This is a genomic window from Curvibacter sp. GW821-FHT09D12 (genome assembly GCF_059416245.1).
In genome coordinates, this window is the sequence record NZ_JBWKOU010000016.1 from 85116 (window position 1) to 101585 (window position 16470).

The following is a 16470-nucleotide window of genomic DNA, read 5'->3' on the forward strand; positions in this document are numbered from 1 at the left end:
GCACGTCGGTATAACTTTTGGCGAAAGACTTCGAAATACGAGGTTTTTCGCCTGATTTTTTTGAGGCTCGCTCGTTACCATTTCATACATCAATTCAAGGACTTGTGTATGGAGATCCTCCTGTGAAATGGAACGCCTTGTCATCTGTTGTCGTGTGCTGCCTCATTGCGGGGTGCGCTCCTCAATATATTGATGTTCCATCTCCGGTAATTAAAAAATCCTGGGTTCAGCGTGATGCGATAGAAGCACATTCGACTATCGGTAGCACCGAGCGTCGTGAAGTTGTGCTTGCAGTTGAATCTAAAAATCAATTTTTGAGTCCTGATGAGCGAGTCATCTGGACTTCTGGAATCGATATTTCGAACAGTCGTCTGCAGCGCGGTCAGCAGCGTGGAGCCGCTGATTCCAAGTCCATTGACGGTGCTGAATCGAGAAAGAGCAATGGCGTCGTGGATATCTATGAGTTCGCTGTGGATGGCGCCGAAGTGAGCATCGACTCACTGTTGAAGGTAGAAAAATTCAAGGCCTTGCCCAAGGCGCGGTACTACGTTGAATTCCTGAACAAGGAAGAAATGTCGGAATCCGGCGTCGAAGAAATGATGAGCGCTTGGAGAGGACTGTCCAAGAAGCTGAAGGATCGTGGAATGGATATGTCCAACGTCGTCATGGGCGGTTCCAAGTACGGCCAAGGTGTGAATGAAATTGTCCTGATTCGCGTGGGTAAGTAAATGACCGAAAAGCCGATTCCAAATTACGTGGACGATCAACTCCAGATCTTCTTTTGGGAGGTGGACGAGTTCTTTCCTGCGCTTGTCATCTTCATTGTGATGTTTATGTGGGATCAACTCCTGCTCGGCATGGTTCTCACATTTGTGTTCGTGAAACTCTTTGGTCGTTTTAAGAACAACCGCATGCCCGGGGTTTTGTTTCACATGGTCTGGTGGGTAGGTTCGATGTCAATGAACAAGCGATTTGATAACGGTTCTATCCGGGAGGCAGTCAAATGAAGATGATCACGGCAATGCGCAATATGGGCCAACTTCAGGCCATGACGAAGGCATTGGTCATCTCGAATGTGATCATGTCCTTTGGGCTTATCTATTCAGTCGTCGCATTGAATGGTCAGCGCGACAGAGTGATTCTGGTTCCCCCATCCATGGACAAGAAGGCAGAGATCAGCTGGCGCAGTGCAGACAAGGAATACCTCAAGAGCTTTGGTCTGTACATCGCAACACTGGTCGGAAATATTCAGCCCAAATCATCCAGCGTGATCTTGGAGTCTGTTTCGGCATTCATGGATCCTGCAATCTTCAATGAATTTCGGCGTCAGCTCTTGACGCTGATTGAAGATCCGGGTTTCAAGGCCTCCAACTCGACCATTAGCTTTTTGCCAGGGTCGATTCAATACGAGCCGGAAACGGGTCGCGTCTTTGTCACAGGCTCATTGATCACCTCGAATTCTGGAAACCAGAAATACCAAAAGCAGGTTGTCTATGAAATCGGGGCAGATATCCGGGAAGGGCGCCCGTGGGTGACTCACTTCTTGTCTTACGAGGGCAGCGTCCCTCACACCGTGGGCTGGCATGTGAACAACAGCCAGCACACAGGCAAGCCCATCCCTGACTACGCCATGCCGCTCAACCAGCGCAAGTCCAAGGCGGCCACCGACACCGATACCCAGCCAGCGGACCTCTCCGTCATGCGTGACGCTGCCAAGCAAGGGCAGGCCTGGGAGGCCGTGCCTGCAGATCCAGGCAGTGCAGCGATGCCAGCCAATCGCGCTGAGGGCAAAGAAGAAGTCATTGAATCGAAGGAGTCCCGCTGATGTTTCGACGCAACCTGGTGCTCGCCGCTCTGGCAAGCACATTCACTTTCGGCACTGCCTTCGCCCAGGACAGCGCAGCTCAGGCACTGAAGGCAAAAGCCGAGGTCCTGAAGACCGAGGCTGCAATCAAAGCAGAGCTTTCCAAGCCGATTTCGGCTCCTCTGACGGCCAGCGGCCCCGCAAAGGCACCTGTTCAGGCGCCAGCACCTCAAGGTGCCACGGGCGCTGAAGGTGGGCAAGGCGCCGGCACAAACCGCTTCATCACGAGACCGGGTACAGGTGGCAGCAAACAGGTCCGCACGGCCCCCCTGGTGAACCTTCCAGAGGGGCCCCTTGGGAAAGCCCCCGCCGATGTGAACAAGCTGATTGGTGAGGCGCAGAAGGCTGGTGGCCAGCCCCTTGATGCGTTCCAGCGAGAAATCAATCTGCCAGGCCTGAAGAAGGACGATCCCTCCACGCGGCCATTCGTGCTTCACACCCGCAATGGTGTCAACGAAATCATTCGCCTGTCAGGCCGCCTCCCGAACCGTATCGCTACGCCGTTCGCAAAGCCTGTCGTGCTCGATGAGTCCTCCGACGACGAGGGCTCAGCCAAGGTGGTTGGAAGCGATGTCTACCTCCGGCCCCAAGGTGATGCGCCGATCGGGCTGTTCATCGTTGACAGTGCAAACACTGCGCAGTCCATCTCCCTGACGATCATTCCGGCCCAGGACATTCCTGGCCAGAACGTGATCATCAAGCTCGAAGATCTGCGCACGGTCGATTCGCTGGTGAAGACCCCTGCGTCAAGTGAAGAGCAAGACATCACCCAGCCTCGTTCGAACGACTACGTGAGCAACATTCGCTCCGTGCTGACCCAGGCCGTGCGTGGAAAGATCAAGGGATTCGCGACGGTTCCGATTGAGGGTGGTGTCGCCAAGATGGGCTCGATTCAGGTCACCCCTGAATACGCGTTCACCGGCTCCACGGTGGACATCTACCGCTATTCCATCAAGAACCTCAGTGGCGAGGTGGTTGACCTGGCCGAAACGGCCTTCTATCGCAAAGGGGTCAAGGCCGTCTCCTTCTTCCCGAACATCTCGCTCAAGCCGGGTGAAGGGAGTTACGTCTTCCTCTTGGCCGACAAGCCCAAGTCCGCTCAATACGACTCTGGGGTGGCGCAATGAGCTTTGCCGCGAAATTCAACAATCTGCAGCCCAATACCCGCCGACTGGTGATGGTTGGGGGTTCGATCTTCATCGTTCTGTCTGTGAGCTGGTTTCTCAGCTCCGCCACGCAGCGCAAATCGTCACGAGTGCCTCGCGCCGAGAAGCCGGAGGTCACCGTGGTTGCCCCTGTGCGCAGCACTGGGGTTGAACAGTTCAGCGGAAAGATGAATGCGATGGAGAAGCAGCAGGAGGAGCTGAAGAGTCGGATTGAGCATCTCATCACTGACTTGGACAAGCGCAAGGCCGAAAGACCAGAGGGGTCCCCTGCAGAGTTCAAGGAAAAGAAGGACGACTCTCCGCCTGAATTGACGGCTACGACGACTGTCTTTGACGCTCCGGCCGTCAAAGCTCCGTCGCTGCCACCGCCGCCGCCCATCGCATCTCCCGCAGCGGCTGGCGCAACCCCTGCCGCTCCCAAATTGGCTGGCTCAACTCAACCGGGAGACCCGGGTGTGAAGCCTGAAGTTGCTCCGGCCAAGAAGCGCGGAATTCGCATGATTTCCGAAGAAGGGCTCATGGGAAAGGACGACGCCAAGGAAAAGCTGAACAAGCCTGAGGAGGGCACCAAGAAGCCAGCTGGCCCCCAGTCGGCATTCATTCCTGCCGGGTCGATGTTCACGGGCGTGCTGCTCAATGGCTTGGATGCACCGACATCTGCTGTTGCTCAGAAGAACCCCATGCCCGTGGTCGTGCGGGTCAAGCGCGAGGCCGTGCTCCCTAACTATGCGTCGATCGACGTTCGCGAATGCTTTTTGATGGTCGCTGGCTGGGGCCAGCTCGCATCCGAGCGCGCCATGATGCGCAGCGAAGCCCTGTCTTGCGTGCGAAACGACGGCAACGTCATCGAGAGCAAGCTGGAGGCATACATCGTTGGCACCGATGGCAAGGTCGGTATCCCGGGCACGCTGGTCTCCAAGCAAGGCCAGATGATCGCTCGATCGCTGATGGCTGGCATGTTGGGTGGCATTGGCCAGACCTTGAACCGTACCCGTGTCCCTGCATTGAACATCAACCCAACGCAAGAGGGAACGCTCTACCAGTCTGAATCCATCGATCGGATTCTGCAATCCGGCGTTGCCGGTGGGGTTGGCTCTGCCACCAACATGATTGCCAAGTTCTACCTCGACATGGCCAAGGAAACATTCCCTGTGGTCGAGATCCCTGCCGGCGAGGCCGTCACTGTCGTGGTGACGCGCGGTGTGAGCCTGCCCTTGAAGGGCTCCACCAACCTGCAGCGCTACGTTGATCCCAGTGAGCGCCAGCGCGGCGCTCAGCACGTAGGGGCCAACACCCCCGGCGCAGCTCAGCACAGCACAGGCATTCCGCAGACAGCCGCCACCAAGCAGATGACCCAAGTCATGGATGCAGCTCGTGAAGCCACGACATCGGCGATCCACGGCGGCGGCGAAGCCCCCAACTTCTCAAACGGCCTCAACTGGTAAGCGCCATGAAATCAACTTTTCGTATCGCATCTCTCAGCCTCTCGCTGTTGGCAGTTGCCGCCTTGGGCGGGTGCGCCAGCTCACTCAACACTGCAGGCACTTCTGACTTTGCCTGCGACCGCAACAAGACCTGCCCGACGCCCCTTGAGGTGTATTCCGACACCCATTCAACGCCTGGATCGGTGATGGATGGCCGTACCCCGGAAAACTGGAAAACGGGCGATGGAAAGAAGGCAAACAAGCAGCTGCAGGCGCTTCGCGCGGATCTTCTCAATCTTGGCTCCGAGGGCGAATTCAATGTGGCCGGTGAGCCTGGTGCACGCCCTTTGCGCGAAGCATCCCAGGTCATGCGCATCTGGGTTGCCCCATGGGTTGATGGCCAGGACAACCTGAACTGGTCTGGCTATGTCTACACCGAAGTGACCCCCAAGCGCTGGAGCTATGGCGAGCAAGAGGTTCGTCACCAGAGTGCTTCCCCCGCATTTCTCCCCCGCTAATTTCATTTTCCTCAACCCTCCAAAGGAGTCTTTCCCATGAAATCCATGTTCTCTCGCTTCAAGAGCCAGCTGCGCGCCAACAAGGCTCAAGTGGCATCCAACCTCGTTCTCGCAGTCGCCCTGGTGGCCGCCGCCTCTGCGCCGATGACTGCCCTGGCCGGTGCGGGCGGCACCGAGTTCACCCAGGTCTACGACCAGCTCACCGGCTGGTCCAACGGCACGTTGGGCAAGGTGCTGGGCATTGCTGCATTGCTGGTCGGCCTCGGCGTTGGCGTGATCAAGCAAAGCGTGATCGCTGCTGTGGTCGGCATCGCCATGGCGCTCACTGCAGGTTTCGGGCCTGGCGTGATCGATGGCGTGATCTCTGCAGCCGTGGTCATCTCCAACCCCATCTGATCGTCGAAAACCAGCAGTAAGGGGGTTGAATGTCAGCCGTTCTAAAAGCGATGCAACAGGCGGGTCAACGCACTTCGCCTGATGAGTACATTCCGGTGATGGCCTACGAGGAGGAGAGGGGACTGTTCCTCTGTGATGATGGGTATCTCGGAGTTTGCTACTGGGGAAACCCCATCAACGGCGCGGATGACACGACGGTGGACATGCTCAAGGGAGCACTGTCCATGTCGCTCCCGGCTGGATCCTTTATCCAGGTGTCTCTGCTGGGGATGCCAGATATCGATCTGCCTTTGACCCTGTATCGATCCAGGCGAGAAGACGGTATCAACCGAATTGAAAGCCCCATTGCTCGTTCTGCCTTGACGGCCTACTACGAGCGACGGGCAGAATTTCTGTCGCAGTCACGGCATCAATCGAACCTGCCCAATATCGGCGTCAAGATGTTGGATCGAATCGTGATAGTGACGCTCAAAATTCCATTCAAAGGCAAGCTGCCATCTGAGATGGAATGCGACACCATTGCTGAGTCTGGTGCCAAGCTGTCCGAGTCGCTGCAAACGGTCGGCTTGGCGATGCGCCGCATGAACCAAGACGATTACCTGCGCGTGGCCCACCGCTTGACGCACCCGTTTGATCCGCCAAAAACGGATTCGGCGCGAGATGACGAGATGCTCAAGACACAGGTTTTTGTTCCTGGCGAGTCCATCACGGTCCACAAGGACGCCCTGGAATTTGGCGATGGCACGCACGCTCAAATTCTGAGCGTGGGCCGGTGGCCAAATGAGAATGCCTTCAGCACCATGGCCTACATCATCGGCGATCCGCTTGGGGCCAACAATCAGCTCAAGCTGCCGTACCACATCAACCTCACGCTGCACTACCCTGATCAGTTTGCGAAGACCAGCGCGACCAAGCAAAAGGCGGGGCTGATCAACTACCAGGCCTTCGGGCCGATGTTGCGCTTCGTGCCCAAGCTCGCCTTCAAAAAGAAGGGCATGGATGTACTGGTGAATGCAGTTGAGCGTGGAGCCACTGTCATCGAAGCGAGCCTGACGGTCACCGTTTACAGCAAGGAGCGCGAAGAAGGTTCTCGCCAGCTGGCGGCGCTGCGAACCTACTTGCAGTCCTTCGACTTTTCAACCGGTGAGGAGAAATTCGTGCTCCTTCCCGTGTTCTGGAATGCGTTCCCGCTGTTCCCTACTGTCGAGTCCATCAAAAACCTGTTTCGCTTCAAGACACTGGCGGTAGAGCAAGCCGTAACCTTCCTCCCAATGCTGGGTGAATGGAAAGGCACCTCCAGGCCTGGTCAGAAGGGCGGGTTCGGCTTCATGATGCAGTCCCGCCGTGGGCAACTCATGGGCTTTGACCTGTACGACAGTGCCACCAACATGAACGGCGTTGTCTTCGCAGAGTCTGGTGCTGGCAAGTCATTCTTCACCCAGTTTTTGGTTGCCGAGTATTTGTCCATGGGTGCCAAGGTTTTCGCGATCGACGTGGGCAAGTCCTACTACAAGCAGTGCAAATGGTTGGATGGGTCGTTCATCGAGTTTGGCCATGAATCGACTATGTGCCTGAACCCGTTTTCGACTGTTGAGGATCTGGACGATGAAGTCGGTCTCCTGCAGGCCATCATCGAGAAAATGGCCGCCCCTGAAGATGGCCTTGATGATTACCGCAGATCTCGAATTGAAGAGGCCATCAAGGCCGTTTGGGGGAGTCTGGCTCACTCGATGACGATCTCTGACGTGGCCGACTACATGATCAACCAGCCCGATGAGCGTGTGGTTGATATTGGCCACATGCTGTACCGGTTCACACGAAATGGTAGCGAAGGAGCGTGGTTTGATGGCCGCTCCAACTTGAACCTCAATAAGGACTTTGTGGTCTTGGAGCTTGAAGAGCTGAAGAGCAAGAAGACCCTGCAGCAGGTGGTCCTGATGCAACTGATCGCCGCAATCCAGCGCGAGATGTTCATGTCAAAGGATGGGCGCCCGAAGGTGCTCATCATTGACGAGGCATGGGACATGCTGGATGACCCCATGGTGGCCCGATTTTTGGAACACGCCTATCGTCGGTTCCGGAAGTACGGTGGGTCGGCCATCATCGTCACGCAGAGCATTGCCGACTTGTATGGCTCTACTTCAGGGAAGGCCATCGCAGCGAACAGTGCCTTCAAGTTCATTCTGCGGCAAACGCAGGAGACGATTGAGCAATGCGAGAAGGAGGGCTACCTGGCGATCGGCTCCTATGGCTATCACCAACTCAAGACGGTGCACTCCATTCCGGGCAAATACTCCGAGGTGATGGTGTACGCAAACCAGGGGGTGGGGATTGCTCGGCTTGTTCTCGATCGATGGTCGCAGGTGCTCTTTTCTACTTCTGGTACGGAGCGAACTGAGGTGATTGAATCGATTGCGGCCGGTGTTGATCCCGTGCGGGCGATTGACCACTACATCGCTCGCCATGGCTGAGAAAATTCAATTCAGGTGATGTTCTCACCGCACGAATGTGCGGGCTCGACCTGTCGTAAGCATGTTTCTCTCCACGGCACAACGAAGGGGAGGCGTCTGGAGACGCTTTCCATGCTGCTTGCGCAGGTTACTCGGCAGGGATTGGCCTGCGGACAAAATCCTGCAGCATGCCCAGCTCGATGACAGCTTCCTCTGCTGGAACAAGCACTGGCATGATGCGCAGCCGCAGGCCGAGGCTCAGGGGCTGGCCTTGGGCACAGCTCGCAACTTCTGTGACTGGATCCCATCAGCCATTGCACGCATTGAGATCGGGCGTAGTAGACCATCCTACGCGGTCGATTCTTGAGGCCGCCTTGCCTAGGCCAGTGATGCGCGTGGAGGGGGCGCCACTCGGTTGGTGATTGGTCCGGTGGTCGTGTGCCATGGAACCTAGCTACTCCGAGCCGACAATGTTTATAAATGCCAACAATTGCTCAAAAAGTTACAAAGTAGCACTTTAACTTTGCATACGTTTACATCACAATGCGCCCAAAAGGGAGGGGTGGCATAAAGTGATTGCTCTGCACCCCGTGGATTGAAAATTTCATTTCGTGTGGGGTCACGGTCAGGCAGCTGCCTTGAGCGCGATTCAACGCGCCATTTCCATGCGCCTGCACTTTTCTGAGCCGAGTGATAGCCCCAGCGACAGCACCACTGAGGCCGTCGTTGCCACAGGGCTGGTAACTGAAGATCTCAAACCTGCCTCCAGCCTGCAAGCCTGGGTTTGGCGCGCAAGCCGATACTTGGAATGGTGTCTACGGCTGATCTGGCGGCTTTTGACCTCGGGGCGTTGGGTCACTAGTGCATTGCTCTTGGCCTCGCTGGGCTGGTTCAGTGCCTCAGCCGATGTCGGCCAGGCCTTGGGCTGGCTTCAGAACCAGGTGCAGACCAGTGGCATAGTGCGCACCTTGTCGGCGGTGGCGGCTCCTGAACAAACCCAGTGCGAAGTTGCCCAGACACTCCTGACCTTGTCGGGCAATGGCCCGCAGGTGGCGTCACTGGTGGCGACCCTGCAAAACGACAGCCAGGCCGTTACCCAGACCGTCGCTTGCCGCCGCAGCCTCGAGCTTGCCGCCGGTGCAAGCCCTACGGGCACCTTGGCAGATCGCCAACAAAGTTCTGGTGGCTATTCCTCCTACTCGGATCAAGCCGGCCCCAGCCTGCTGGATACCGGGTGGGCGCTCCAGAGCGAAGTTGGCGCTTTGTCGGCATCCGATCAGTCATTGCTGATCGGTTGGCTCCAGGCCCAGCAAAATGCGGACGGCAGCTTTGGCAAAGGCAGCGGTGCGAGTTTGCTGGCCACTGCCAAGATCCTCAATGGCTTGAAAGGAGTCGTGAGCAACTCGTCAGCGGCGGCCCAGATCGCTCAAAAGGCCGTGACCTATTTACTGAGCGCGCGGGATGCTGCCGGTGGTTGGGCTAGCGACATCGGACTCACGGCCATCGTCTTTGAGGCGGTCCAACCCTACAGTGGCAGCGATGCCAGCATTGCCAGCACCGTGGCGGCCTCCCTGCTCAAGGCTCAAGCGGCCGACGGCTCATGGGGCGGCGACCCCTACGTCACAGCCCTGGCTCTCAGGGCTTTGTATCTGGCGGGTTTGACGCCCAACAATCCTATCCAGCCCGGCAATCAAACCACGGTGCTGGGCACGGTGAGCAATGGCGCAACAGGCCAGACTCTTTCGGGGGCGACGCTGACCATCACCCGCACTGGTAGCACTCCCCAAACGGTCTCCACCAACGCTTCTGGCGCGTATTCGATCAGTCTGCCCGCAGGCGCTGTGACAGTCACTGTCTCGGCCGCCGGATACAACAGTGTCTCCACTGGGCTGACCCTGGTGGCCGGAACACGACTGAACTTTTCGCCGGCCTTGCTGGTGGTGGGCAGCCCTGCCGCCACTCCGGGAGGAACGGTTCTGGGTACCGTTGTCGATGCTGCGACGCAGGCGCCCATCCCGGGGGCCCAGATTCTTGCCACGGCGTTGAGCACGTCGAGCACGACCTACCCCGCGCAGAGCGCAGCCGATGGCCAATTCAATCTGGCTCTGCCGGCAGGCAGTTATGCCCTCGCTGTCTCTGCCACCGGTTACAAGCCGCAGTCCTACCAATTGAGCCTGACGGATGGCTCCAAACTCCAATTGGGCAAGGTCCAATTGAGCGCGGCCCCCACCACGACCACCTTGAGCGGCAGCGTCAAAAACAGCACGGGTTCGGCCGTGTCCGGCGCGACGATCAGTGTGATCGCAGGTGGCATGACGGCCACGACCACCTCGGGCGCGAGTGGCTCCTACAGTTTGTCGAATCTGCCCATGGGGCCGTTGCAGATCACGGTCAGCGCGACCGGGTTTCGCAGCATCAGCATGACCCTGACACCCAGCCAACCGGGAAGCTACACGCAGGATTTCGTGCTGAACTCCTCCAGCAGCAGCACCGGGGCCTGGAGCCTGGGCAATCTGGTTTTCACACCGAGCAGCACGGGTGCCAATCAAACCGTTGCCTTGCAGGTCACGGCCACCAACAACGGCACCGCGGTGGATACCGCACAGGCTCGCATTGTGATCACCGACAGCAATGCAAAGGCTGTCGCGAGCTTTGGATCGCAGGATGCCCAGGGCGGTCCGGTTGGCGTGCTGACCGCTTCGCCCAATCAAAGCAAACAGTTGAATTTCAACTGGAACACCGGCACCTTTGCCGTTGGCTCCTATACCGTGGTGGCGCAGCTCTATGTACCAGGGTCGCCCACCTTGAGTCAGCCTCAGGGCCAACTCCTGGCCTCATTGACGTCGGGGACTCGCATCCAGATCACGGGCAGTCCCCATTTCAGTGGTGGGCTTGTCGCCGACCCTCCTGTATTGCAACTAGGGGCGTCGACCGTCGTCAAACTTTCCGCCGTTGTGCAAAACGACGGCAATCAGGCGCTGGCGTCCCAGGACTTCGTCTTGGTCGGAACCAACGCGCAAGGGGCAACGGTCTATTCGCAAACGGCCAACGCCTATGCGCTCAACCTGGCACAACTGGCCAACCTGAGCTTTCCGGCATGGACGCCCACGGCGCCTGGTGACTACCAATTCCAACTGAGCAGTGCGAGCACGCCTGGGCAACTGACCCAGACAGTCCACGTGGGTGACTATGGCCGAGGCCAGTTCAGCGTTGACCTTCCCACCGTCCCGCCTGGAACGCAAAAGGTGCGTGGCACGATCAACACCTTGGGTGTTGATGTGGCCAATGGCTCTAGCGCCGACCCACTCAGTAGCCTGGTGAAGACAGCGATCGGCAAGGCTGTCCAGCACGCCGACACCTTGGCGTACAACCATTTTGTCAATGACCTCCAGTGCTTTGCCTGTCATGTCCAGACACAGACCGTGGTGGGAGGCGAGCACAACCTGAAGTTCATTCAACCGCAGGACGCCCTGCGCCGTGCGGTGCTGGCCAATGCCATCAGCCAATATCAGGAACCTGACGGCGCCATCAGCTACGTCTATGGTGGGTACAAAGGCATCAACTCGACGTTGGCCTTGTGGGCGCTCAATCAATGGCATGCACCAGACTCCGTGGCCGCCTCCAAAAATGCCATGGCCCGATACTTGGCCTCGGTGCAAAACCCCGACGGAACCTGGCCAGTGGAGCACCCCTATTCATGGTGGCGATCGACGCCCCCGCTGACGGGATTGAACACCAGCAGCCTGGTGGAAGTGCGGGCCGCTGCGGCAGCGGGCGCCACCAATACCAAACCAAATTGGACACCTTTGTCTGTCCCAGGACTGCCTGGCGGCGACATGGCACTGGCGGCGGATGCGAGCGGCAATCTGTATGTCGGTGCGGTGGCGGCTCAGCAGATCTGGAAAATCGATCCGCAGGGACAAGGGCATCTGCTCGCATCCCAGATCCCAGTCACCAGCCTGTCTTACGTTGCCAGCGGCAAACTCCTGGTGACAGCGCAAACCGGTGTGTATTGGATGCAAGTCGACGGCAGCCTGTCGCAGATTGGGTCGTCGGCATCCTTGGACGCCAAGCCCTTGCCCAATTCGACGTCGATTGTGTTCGTAGGAGCCGATCACCAAGCCTACCAAATGGATGCTGCAGGGGCTGTCACGCCCTTCTCGGATGCGCTGAATGGCAGCGCCTATGGCGCTATCTTGCGCGGGGTTTCGATTGACAGCCAAGGGCGGGTACTGTTCGCAGGACAGCAGACCGTGATCGATACGAGCAATGTGGTGGTGCCCACTGGGGTGATTGTGCGCATGGACCCGACAACCCGCCAGATCCTCGATGTACCGTTACCGCGTGCCCACGGCCTGCCGCAATTCCTTGTTCCGTCTGGCAAGGGATTCTTGCTCGGTGGTAGCTATGGACTTTACCGGTTTGACAGTGAATGGGTGTCCGAACGCTGGGTCTACGATGGCGTATCGGGGGTGGCCCAATTGTCCAATGGACAAGTGGTCATCCATCGGCAGGACGGACTCTATGTCTCGCAGTCTGCAGGGGCCGACACCGGATTGCTAAGCATCCTGGATGCCTCGCTGCTCAAGTCCACCTCGGCCTTGACGGCGGGCGTCGGGGTGGATTCACAAAACAACCTCGAACTGGCCTTCCAATTGATGGGGTTGGGCAAACTGCGGTCGTATTTCCAGGCAGTTGAGCCCAACGGCGCAAACCTGAGCAGCGTCAACGCAGCCATCGCGTCTGTTTCTGGCACCTTGTCGTCGCGGCAGTTGTCGGACGGGGGCTGGAGTTGGCACCAGGCTTGGGTTGGCTGGGGTAGCGACTCCATGGTGACGGCCATGGTGGGTGTCGCGCTTGATGTGAACAACCCTTCGGCCCAATCCCCGCAGGTCAGAAACGCCGTGCAACTCCTGCTGTCACGTCAACAGCCCGATGGCGGCTGGCGAACAGAGAATGGTGCGACATTTGGACTGCTGGGCGACAACCCGAACCTCCAATTGATCCCCTCCACCTGGGTCGAAATCTGGCTGCCCGTGATGCTGGACCGCCTGGGGGGTATCGATGCCCAGCTCCAAGTCACGGTGCCCGCCAATGTGACCCTCAGCAACCCCGACCTGCCCCTGATTAGCAGCGTGGCCCAGCCCGATGGCAGCACTCTGCACACCTGGAACTTGGTGGGGGTCACGAGTGCCGGGCAGAAGGTCAACTTTGATCTGAGCCTGCAGAACATGCAGATTGGCGAAGTGCGCCCGGTGGCACTCTCTGCCAACCTGGTCATGAACAACAGCCTCACCGGTGGCACGGTCACGGCCCCCATCACCGTGCCCGTGGTCAGCGTGGACAATGGCTTGAGCCTGACTGTGGCTACCGACAAGGCCAGCTACACCGAATCGGATCAGGCCACTTTCACGGCCACGTTGACCAGCCACGCCACCACGCCCCAAACTGCGCAGGTGCGCATGAGCGTGCTGGATGCCAACCAGAAGTTGGTCACGACCTTGCCTCTGCCGGGCGTGAGCTCTGTCAATCCAGGCTCGACCGCAACCGCCAGCCTCAACTGGTCGGCAAGCACGGTCATCTCGGGCGGCTATCAGGTCAAGGCCGAGCTCATCAATGCTCAAGGTTTGGCCTATGCCAGCGCCACCGCGCCTTTCAAGGTGGTCGCCAGCCAAGGTGTCCAGGTGTCTGCCCATATCAGCACCGACCGCAGCACCTACAGCGCCGCGCAATCCATCCAGATCCAGGACCAGGTGCGCAACCTCACCAGCAACGCCTTGCTCAATGGCCTTGTGGTCCAGACCGATGTGATCGACAGCACGGGCCGCAGCGTAAATCAGCACAGCGAATCCTTGGCGCAGTTGGTGCCCGGTGGCTTGCAAAACTACGGTTACAGCCTGCCGGCCACGGGCCTGGCGGCCGGGAACTACAGAGCCCAGCTGACGGTCAGCGCTGCGAGCGACCCAGGCAATGCGCTTGCCCAGCATAGCGCGGCCTTCAGCATCCAGGACACCAGCCAAACCGGCGTGGGCTTGAGTGGCGCCTTGCAGGCCACGCCCGCCAGCGTGCCGATCGGCCAACCGGTGGCACTGGCATTCAAACTCAGCAACGCTGGTAATGCGGCCCTCAGCAATGCCACCGTCAGGGTGCGTGTGATCGATCCCGACACTGGCAACGTGTTGGGCACCTTCAGCCAGGCCAACGTGGCCTTGAATATGGGGGCGCAGCAAAGCTTCAACTGGACTTGGCCTGCTGCCGGCACCGCTGGCAAGACGGTGGTGGCCTCGGCCACAGTGCAGCTGACCACGCAGGAGCTGCCACTGGCCCAAGCCAATATCTCGCTCACTGCGGCCGCGCTCCAGCCGTTCACAGGCACCTTGAGTGCCAGCCCTACCGGAGTGCAGAGCGGCCAGGCTGTTCAGCTCACGTATTCGGCCCTTAACCCGAACAGCGTGCCACAGGACGCCACCCTCACGCTCAACATCCGCACCGCTGGAAGCACCACCGTGCTCCAAAAGTGGGACATGCCCCAGACCCTGGCCGCCAACAGCCGGTTTGCGGGCAACCAGGCCTGGGAGGTGCCAGGTGCTGTGGGAACCCAATACCAAGCGACCTGGACGGCCACTGTCGCCGCTGCGGGTGGGGCGAGCTCGCCCGTGTCCACCGTCCTGGCCACGGCCAATTTCAGCGTGACCACGCCTGCTGTGCAATTGCAGATCAACGCTCAGGCCGATGGCAGTACCTCGCCCCGCCTGCTGGTCTTGGTCAGCTGCACCAGTGCTGATGACGGCTTGGCGTCCAGCCCGGCCTGCGATGAGCCCAAGGCCCAGGCCTTGCGCGACTATTTCAACGCGGTGGGTTTGAGTGCCAAGGTGGTCACCACCCAGGCCGAGTTCGAAACCGAAATGCGCTGCGGCCTGTACAACCTGTACTGGGTCAGCGGCGGTGCAGGCAAGCTCTCCGACACAAGCATCAAAGAACTGCGCGAAGCGGCTGAGCGCGGGGCAGGCCTGGTGCTCGACGGCAGTCCCCATGCTCGCGATACCTTGATTCACCCGACCCTCGGTGTGGTGGCTCAAGGCAGCACCGGCTTGACCAAGCCCAGTGTGACCCTGGGCAATGGTGGTTTGTACGCATCGGCCACTTTCAACAGCCTGGGCAAGCCCACCAAGCTGGCCCTGCAGGGAAGCACAACGCAGGCTACCTACAGCAGCACGCAAGGGCCGGCTATTGTCAGCCGCAGCGTGGGCCAGGGGCGCAGCCTGGTCTTCGGCTTCAACCTGACCAGCTTGCTTGTGCAAGCCCAGGCGGCCTCTAACAGTGGCCTTCTCGACCTGCTGCAGCGCAGTGTGACCTATCTGGTGACGCCGGCGCGCAATACCGGCGCCGTGGGCAGCTTGCAAAACCTGGCTGCCCAGGTCAGCAACGCCGGCAATGTGGCCGCGACTGTCACCGTGCAGGCGACCTTGCCCTCGGGTGTGGCCTTGATCGGGACCCAGCCTGCTGTGCCGTCTTCCTCGCAAAGCGGTGGTGCGACCCAGGTGAGCTGGTCCCTCAATCTGGCACCCGGTCAGAGTGCGTTGGTGGCGTTGCAAGCAACAGCCTACCTGCCTGGCAGTTACAGCGTGCCCTTTGTGGTCCAGTCCAGTGCCAACGGAGCGACTTCTCAGTCGCAAACCTTGGCCCAAGGCTTCAGCCTGGTCGCCACCCAAGACCTGGGCACCACGGCCGCCCGTGCGCTCAACACCCTGGCCCCTGTGCAGGCCGCGGATGTGAGCGCCGCCAACCAAGCGCGCAACGCCGCGACCAATGCCAACACTTTGATGCAGCAAGGCAACTATGCCGACAGCCTGGCCGCCTGGGTCAGTGCGGCGGATTCCGTGCGTGCCATCACCACCTTGGACACCAGCACTGCGCGCCAGGCACTTGCCCAGGCGCTTCAAGGCGCTGAGCGGCAGTTGTGCCAGCAATGGGCCTGCATCACCGGCAAGTTGGACTTCAGCGTCAACAACCAGACGGCTCGTCAGGTGCCCTTGCTCGGTACCATCCAGGGTAGCCGCACGGTGTTCAATAACTGCCCGCCGCAGATCAAGGACATCCCGGTCACCTCTTCGTGGGTCAACCGTCGAAGTAGTGCTCAGGTTCAGAACCTGTGGGACAACCTGACCATCCCGGGCAACAGCAACAACGTGCGCCTCAATGGTTGGCAGGCCGACAGCCAGCAGCAGGCCAACGACATCATCGATGTGCTGCTGACTGCCAACTGGCAGAACCAGACGCTGTTCCTGGCGCGTGACCAATTCCAGGTCGTGGTGCTGCCCCCGGTGCTGACCGGCAGCGTCAGCATCAACCCCACGCATGCCAAGGCGGGCCAGAACGTGACCATTGCACGCACTGTCAAGAACAGCGGTGCCATGGGCAACAACATCCCCGTGAGCATCCGGGTCACCGACACCACCCAAGGCGGCAAGCTGCTGCAGCAGTTCGACCAGACCCTCACGCTCAACCCAGGTGAAACCAACAACGGCAACACCAACTGGCAGGTCAGCGGCACAGGCGGCGACCAGGTCAAGGTGGAACTCCTGGCCACTGTCAATGGCGTGGTCCAAGTGCTGGGCTCCACCAGCTTCACGATCGACAAGTAACCCAGTT

9 protein-coding genes are annotated in these 16470 nt (G+C 59.3%); all 9 read left to right on the forward strand.

Going from position 1 to position 16470, the window contains the following annotated elements; translation table 11 throughout:
- Positions 1-122: 122 nt before the first annotated feature.
- Complete coding sequence (locus AC07PT_RS22250; protein WP_494658143.1) at positions 123-728, forward strand: hypothetical protein; 606 nt, start codon at positions 123-125, stop codon at positions 726-728.
- On the forward strand, positions 729-1007 hold the full coding sequence (traL, locus tag AC07PT_RS22255) for a type IV conjugative transfer system protein TraL (RefSeq protein ID WP_019576702.1): 279 nt from the start codon (positions 729-731) through the stop codon (positions 1005-1007). It abuts the gene before it with no gap.
- Positions 1004-1825 carry a TraE/TraK family type IV conjugative transfer system protein gene (locus AC07PT_RS22260; RefSeq protein ID WP_494658144.1) on the forward strand — a complete coding sequence of 274 codons (822 nt, stop codon included), beginning with the start codon at positions 1004-1006 and terminating at the stop codon, positions 1823-1825. The genes traL and AC07PT_RS22260 overlap by 4 nt, the downstream gene beginning before the upstream one ends.
- Positions 1825-2991, forward strand: a complete 1167-nt coding sequence (locus AC07PT_RS22265; protein ID WP_494658145.1) for a hypothetical protein — start codon at positions 1825-1827, stop codon at positions 2989-2991. The genes AC07PT_RS22260 and AC07PT_RS22265 overlap by 1 nt, the downstream gene beginning before the upstream one ends.
- Positions 2988-4475 (forward strand): TraB/VirB10 family protein, encoded by a 1488-nt coding sequence (locus tag AC07PT_RS22270; RefSeq protein ID WP_494658146.1) that lies wholly within the window; start codon positions 2988-2990, stop codon positions 4473-4475. Before AC07PT_RS22265 ends, AC07PT_RS22270 begins: the two co-directional genes overlap by 4 nt.
- Before the next feature lie 5 nt (positions 4476-4480).
- The gene (traV, locus tag AC07PT_RS22275; RefSeq protein WP_494658147.1) at positions 4481-4972 is read left to right on the forward strand and encodes a type IV conjugative transfer system lipoprotein TraV; all 492 of its coding nucleotides are present in this window, start codon (positions 4481-4483) and stop codon (positions 4970-4972) included.
- 36 nt (positions 4973-5008) lie between these two features.
- Positions 5009-5368: a TraA family conjugative transfer protein gene (gene traA, locus AC07PT_RS22280; RefSeq protein ID WP_494658148.1), complete on the forward strand. Its 360-nt coding sequence runs from the start codon at positions 5009-5011 to the stop codon at positions 5366-5368.
- A gap of 29 nt (positions 5369-5397) precedes the next feature.
- Complete coding sequence (gene traC / locus AC07PT_RS22285) at positions 5398-7839, forward strand: type IV secretion system protein TraC (protein ID WP_494658149.1); 2442 nt, start codon at positions 5398-5400, stop codon at positions 7837-7839.
- 851 nt (positions 7840-8690) lie between these two features.
- Complete coding sequence (locus AC07PT_RS22290; RefSeq protein WP_494658150.1) at positions 8691-16463, forward strand: carboxypeptidase regulatory-like domain-containing protein; 7773 nt, start codon at positions 8691-8693, stop codon at positions 16461-16463.
- The last annotated feature ends 7 nt before the right edge of the window (positions 16464-16470 follow it).